The organism is Candidatus Woesearchaeota archaeon (assembly GCA_003694805.1).
In the GTDB taxonomy this organism is placed as follows: domain Archaea; phylum Nanobdellota; class Nanobdellia; order Woesearchaeales; family J110; genus J110.
In genome coordinates this window covers 1-4444 of the sequence record RFJU01000021.1, presented here as the reverse complement: position 1 = coordinate 4444, position 4444 = coordinate 1, and the positions used below count along the sequence as shown (strand labels likewise).

At 53.1% G+C, this 4444-nt stretch carries 5 protein-coding genes and 1 tRNA gene; 4 read left to right on the top strand and 2 right to left on the bottom strand.

What is annotated here, in order from left to right:
- Positions 1-86: 86 nt before the first annotated feature.
- Positions 87-455, bottom strand: coding sequence for a hypothetical protein (locus tag D6783_00845; protein RME53802.1), 369 nt, complete (start codon positions 453-455; stop codon positions 87-89).
- Between the two features lie 27 nt (positions 456-482).
- Positions 483-920: a hypothetical protein gene (locus tag D6783_00840; GenBank protein RME53801.1), complete on the bottom strand. Its 438-nt coding sequence runs from the start codon at positions 918-920 to the stop codon at positions 483-485.
- Between the two features lie 46 nt (positions 921-966).
- Between D6783_00840 and D6783_00835 the strand changes: the two genes are divergently transcribed.
- The 4 genes from D6783_00835 to D6783_00820 form a co-directional block, all read left to right on the top strand.
- Positions 967-2424, top strand: coding sequence for an RtcB family protein (locus D6783_00835; protein ID RME53803.1), 1458 nt, complete (start codon positions 967-969; stop codon positions 2422-2424).
- A gap of 152 nt (positions 2425-2576) precedes the next feature.
- On the top strand, positions 2577-4043 hold the full coding sequence (locus D6783_00830) for a leucyl aminopeptidase (protein ID RME53800.1): 1467 nt from the start codon (positions 2577-2579) through the stop codon (positions 4041-4043).
- A 132-nt stretch (positions 4044-4175) separates the two neighbouring features.
- Positions 4176-4250 (top strand) — tRNA-Arg (locus tag D6783_00825).
- Positions 4251-4252: 2 nt separating this feature from the next.
- Positions 4253-4444, top strand: a 192-nt coding sequence (locus D6783_00820; protein RME53799.1) for a D-glycero-beta-D-manno-heptose 1-phosphate adenylyltransferase, incomplete at its 3' end; no start/stop codon positions are given.

Genomic DNA, 4444 nt, shown 5'->3' with positions numbered 1-4444 from the left:
GCACAAACAATAGTATAACTACTGAATAATGACGAAACATTTATAAAGGGGTTCTTTTTTTCTGGCGGAGAAGCGTGAAGACGTGCTCAGTTGGAGGGGCCGAGGGCCGTCAAGAAGAACAGAAAAAAATGGAGAAGAAAAAGAATATACGGCATTTTTTTGGGGATTACGTCGGGTCGCACTTGCGTTCGTGGCTTCACGATGCTTCCTACGCAGTAGAGCCGCTTTTTCGTCAGGCGAGAAGTGTCTGGCAGGAGTGGGTTGAGCCCCTCTTTATCGGTTTTTACGATGAGAAAGGAAGGCAGGTACTTGATAGGAGGGAGGTGCAAAACGTTTTTCTTGCCGAAAAAGTACTGGGAGCCATCTTTCCAGAAAGCCATAGGAACTCCAGAAAAAAGAGCATTCGCGGCTTGCTTGAAGAACGTCTTGACCTTGGGAGGGCTGCGTCTCGTCATCCTCAAGGGGATGTAGTGCAGAACTACCTAACGCTCGTCGGTGATGACGCGTTCGAAGCCTTGGTGCATCGATGCCTCGAACAAAGCGAGCGTGAGGAAGCAATGAGGCGCAGCAACGCTCTGAGCGCGTTTTATGCCATGTCCAGCCCGGAAGCGAACCAGCGGCTTGGCCTGTCCCCAAGGTACGTTGGTGAGGGGGGTGAGCGAGAGCGGTTTCGAACCTATCGTTCTGAGGTGTACCGGCGTGCAAGAGAGGGAAAGGACTTGGATGAGCCGACGTTCTTGCGAATACTTGAGGATTCGCTTCGCGGAGAGGACAGAGAATAGCGGGTTGTCATAGGAGAGCTTTGGGGGGTTTGTTGTCGTTCTCTGGGTTCGTTGTGCTTGTTCTGTGGCGTTCACGAGGAGGCTTCGCTGCAAGGAGCGCTTTTTGCCCTTCTTTTCAAGGGAACGTCCTCGCAGCATGTTTCAACAGCACTTTTTTAAAGGAAGAGCTTTTGCCACGCAGGGTATGGTACAAGGAAGGAGTGAAGAAGGAAAGGTTGTGGTAAGAAAGGTTGGCAACGTAGTGTTTGAGGTGCCCAAGCAGGGATCGATGCGGGTCCCCCTCAAAATTTTTGCGTCCGAAAAACTTATGGAGCACCTTCAGAAAGATAAGTCTCTTCAGCAGGGGGTGAATGTAGCGAGCCTCCCCGGCATTCAAAAGCAAGCGATCATGATGAGTGATGCGCACCAAGGGTACGGGTTCCCCATTGGTGGCGTGGCGGCGTTTGACGAGAAGGAAGGAATCATCACGCCCGGGGGGATCGGGTTTGACATTAACTGCGGCGTTCGTGTCTTGACGAGTTCATTGACTGAAGAGGAGGTTTTCCCGCGCATCAAGGAACTGCTCGATGCTATTTTTAGGAACGTCCCTGCAGGAGTTGGAGGAAGATCGGATCTTCGCCTCTCAGATGAGGAGCTCGACCGTGTCTTGAAGGAGGGGATTGACTGGGCAGTGGAGAAGGGGTATGCAACGGAGGAGGACAGGGCGCATTGTGAGGAGCACGGGCGCATGCCAGAGGCGGATCCTCGTTTTGTTTCTCCCCGGGCAAAGTCACGAGGGAGAAAGCAGCTCGGAACGCTAGGGGCGGGAAATCACTTTCTCGAAGTGCAAGCAGTCGACACGATTTATGAAGAAGATGTGGCGAGCGTGTTTGGGTTGGAGAAAGAGGGGCAGGTCGTTGTCATGATTCATTCAGGAAGCAGGGGGTTGGGGCATCAGGTGTGCTCTGATTTTTTGCGGCGTATGGAAGAAACGTTTCTGGATATTATGGAGCGGCTTCCTGAAAAAGATCTTATTTATGCTCCGCTCAGTCATCCTATCGCGCGAGAGTATTACAAAGCGATGAGCGCCGCGGCGAACTTTGGGTGGTGCAACCGCCAGCTGATGACGTTCAAGGTTCGTGAAGCGTTTAGGGATGTTTTTGGGAAGGGTGTTTCGCTTCGGCTTCTCTACGATGTTGCACACAATATTGCCAAGCTTGAGGAGCACGACGTGGGCGGGGCGCGAAGGAAGGTGTACGTGCACCGAAAGGGAGCGACGAGAGGATTTGGTCCGGGGCACGCTGAAGTTCCTGAGGCGTACCGCAAAGTAGGTCAGCCCATTCTCATTCCCGGGAGTATGGGAACGGCGAGTTATGTCTTGGTCGGGACGGATGAAGCAATGGCGGAAACGTTTGGGAGCACGCCGCACGGAGCGGGGCGGGTGATGTCGCGCCACGCGGCGAATCAACAGTTTCGTGGCGAGCAGATTAAGCAGGAACTGGAGAAGCGGTCTATTTTTATCAAATCCGCATCGTGGAGGGGCATTACCGAAGAGGCGCCAGCGGTGTACAAGGACATTGATGAGGTCATCAGGGTGGCCAAGGAGGCGGGTATTGGAAAACCCGTTGCGCGCCTGCGCCCTCTCGGGGTCGTGAAAGGTTAAAGGCCTCGTTTGAACGAAGCTTGCCTTTTCTCTTTTTTTTCTTTTTCTTGTTCCCTTGTAGTGTTTGGCACGTGCTCGCTTGTTAGGGTTGGGGGGTTTTGTGAATTTTTTTTTCGTTAATTTTATATAGGGAGGCCGAGGTGGTGGATTGCATGTTGAACGTAAGAGCGAAGTATGAGGATGTTTTGCGTGTGGAAGGCCCTTTGGTTCTTTTCACGTTCGAGGATGATGCCAGTCGAGAGTGGGCCGTCGTTGATAAGGCCTTGCGTGGTTTTCTTGCAGGTGCGAAGCGCAGCGGCGAGTTTTCGGGGAAGAAAGAAGAAGTCTTGCTCTTGCACAGGCCAGGAGTGAAGGCGTCGCACCTCCTCGTTGCCGGGTTGGGGAAGAAGAAAGAATGTTCATTGGAAGTAGTGCGCAGGGCGTGTGCCACAGCGGTCAAGCGGTTGAGCGCCGCGCACCTTGAGCGTGCAAGCATCGCCCCTCCTGAAGTAGAGAACGTCAACGAGGAAGAGGTTGTCTTCGCGGTTGCAGAAGCCGCTTCGCTTGCCTTGTATCGCTTTGAGAAGTACAAAACGGAAAAGAAGAAGGAGAAGCGGCTCACGTCCCTTACCGTTTTGTCAAAGGAAGCAGGGGCGGTGAAAAGAGCAAGGATTGTTGCTGAAGCAGTGTATTTGATGAGGGATTTGCAGAACACGCCAGGCGCGGATATGGGGCCGGCTGAGCTTGCACGTGTTGCAAAGCGTGTTGCGAAGACGTGTGGTTTCTCCTGCACCGTGTGGGGGAAGCGCGAAATCGAAAAGAAGAAGATGGGGGGCCTCTTGGCAGTGAATAAGGGAAGTTCAAGAGAGCCTCGCTTTGTTGTTATGAAGTACGTTCCCAAAGGTGCGAAGCGAACCTTGTGCCTGGTAGGGAAAGGAGTAACGTTTGACACGGGTGGTGTGCAGGTCAAGCCAGGAGACTACATGAATGATATGCAGATGGATATGAGCGGGGCCGCGCTGGTTATTGCTGCGTTGCAGGCGGTTGCTAAGCTGCGTTTGAACGTTGCTGTCATTGGTGTGATGGGCTTGACAGACAACTTAATGGGGAACACGCCCTACCTTCCTGGCGATGTAGTCAAGACGATGTCAGGGAAGACGATTGAGATTGGCCACACTGATGCTGAAGGGAGGGTGACGCTTGCCGATTCGCTCTACTACGCTTCAACGCTCAAACCCGACCTTATTGTTGACTTTGCAACGCTTACCGGGGCGTGCATGGTCGCGCTTGGCATGCATGCTTCCGGCGTGTTCGGGACGGATCAGCAAGCAGTTGAAGCGCTGTTGCGCGCGGGGGAGCGAACGCATGACCTGCTCTGGCAGCTTCCGCTTTTTGATGAGTACAGCGAGGATGTGAAGGGCGTGGTTGGTGATGTGAGCAATATTGGTTCTGCGGATAGGTACGGCGGGGCGTGCACCGCCGCTGCGTTTTTGAAGGAGTTCGTTGGCGGCTCGCCGTGGGTGCACGTGGATATGAGTTCAGCGATTTTGAAGAAGGAGAAGCATTACAAGCCAAAGGGCGGTTCTGGCGAGCCACTCAGGGCGGTGCTCTCGTTCCTTCAAGAAAGGGTAACCTTTTAGTAGCTGGGCCGTTCCTCTTTTTGTATTGAGCAGGGGCTGGCTCTTTGAGGAAGCGCAACGTTTGCTTCGGGAAGTCCCCTTCGAAGGCCGCCCTGTAGTGATGCAGGAGGCTCGTCCCGTGATGGATCGTCGGGGCCTGTAGCATAGTCTGGATAATGCACCGGCCTTCTAAGCCGGGGATCGGGGGTTCGAATCCCTCCAGGCCCAGTATGAGAAAAAAAGTGCTGTCGGCAAGAGAACTAAAGCAGGTTTGCGAAAAATTAAGAGCTCAAGGAAAAACAATAGTTACAACAAACGGCGCGTTTGATATTTTGCATGTTGGTCATGTTCGGTCTTTGCAAAAGGCAAAGGCGTTAGGTGATATTCTCATTGTTGGATTAAATTCTGACGCATCTATTAAG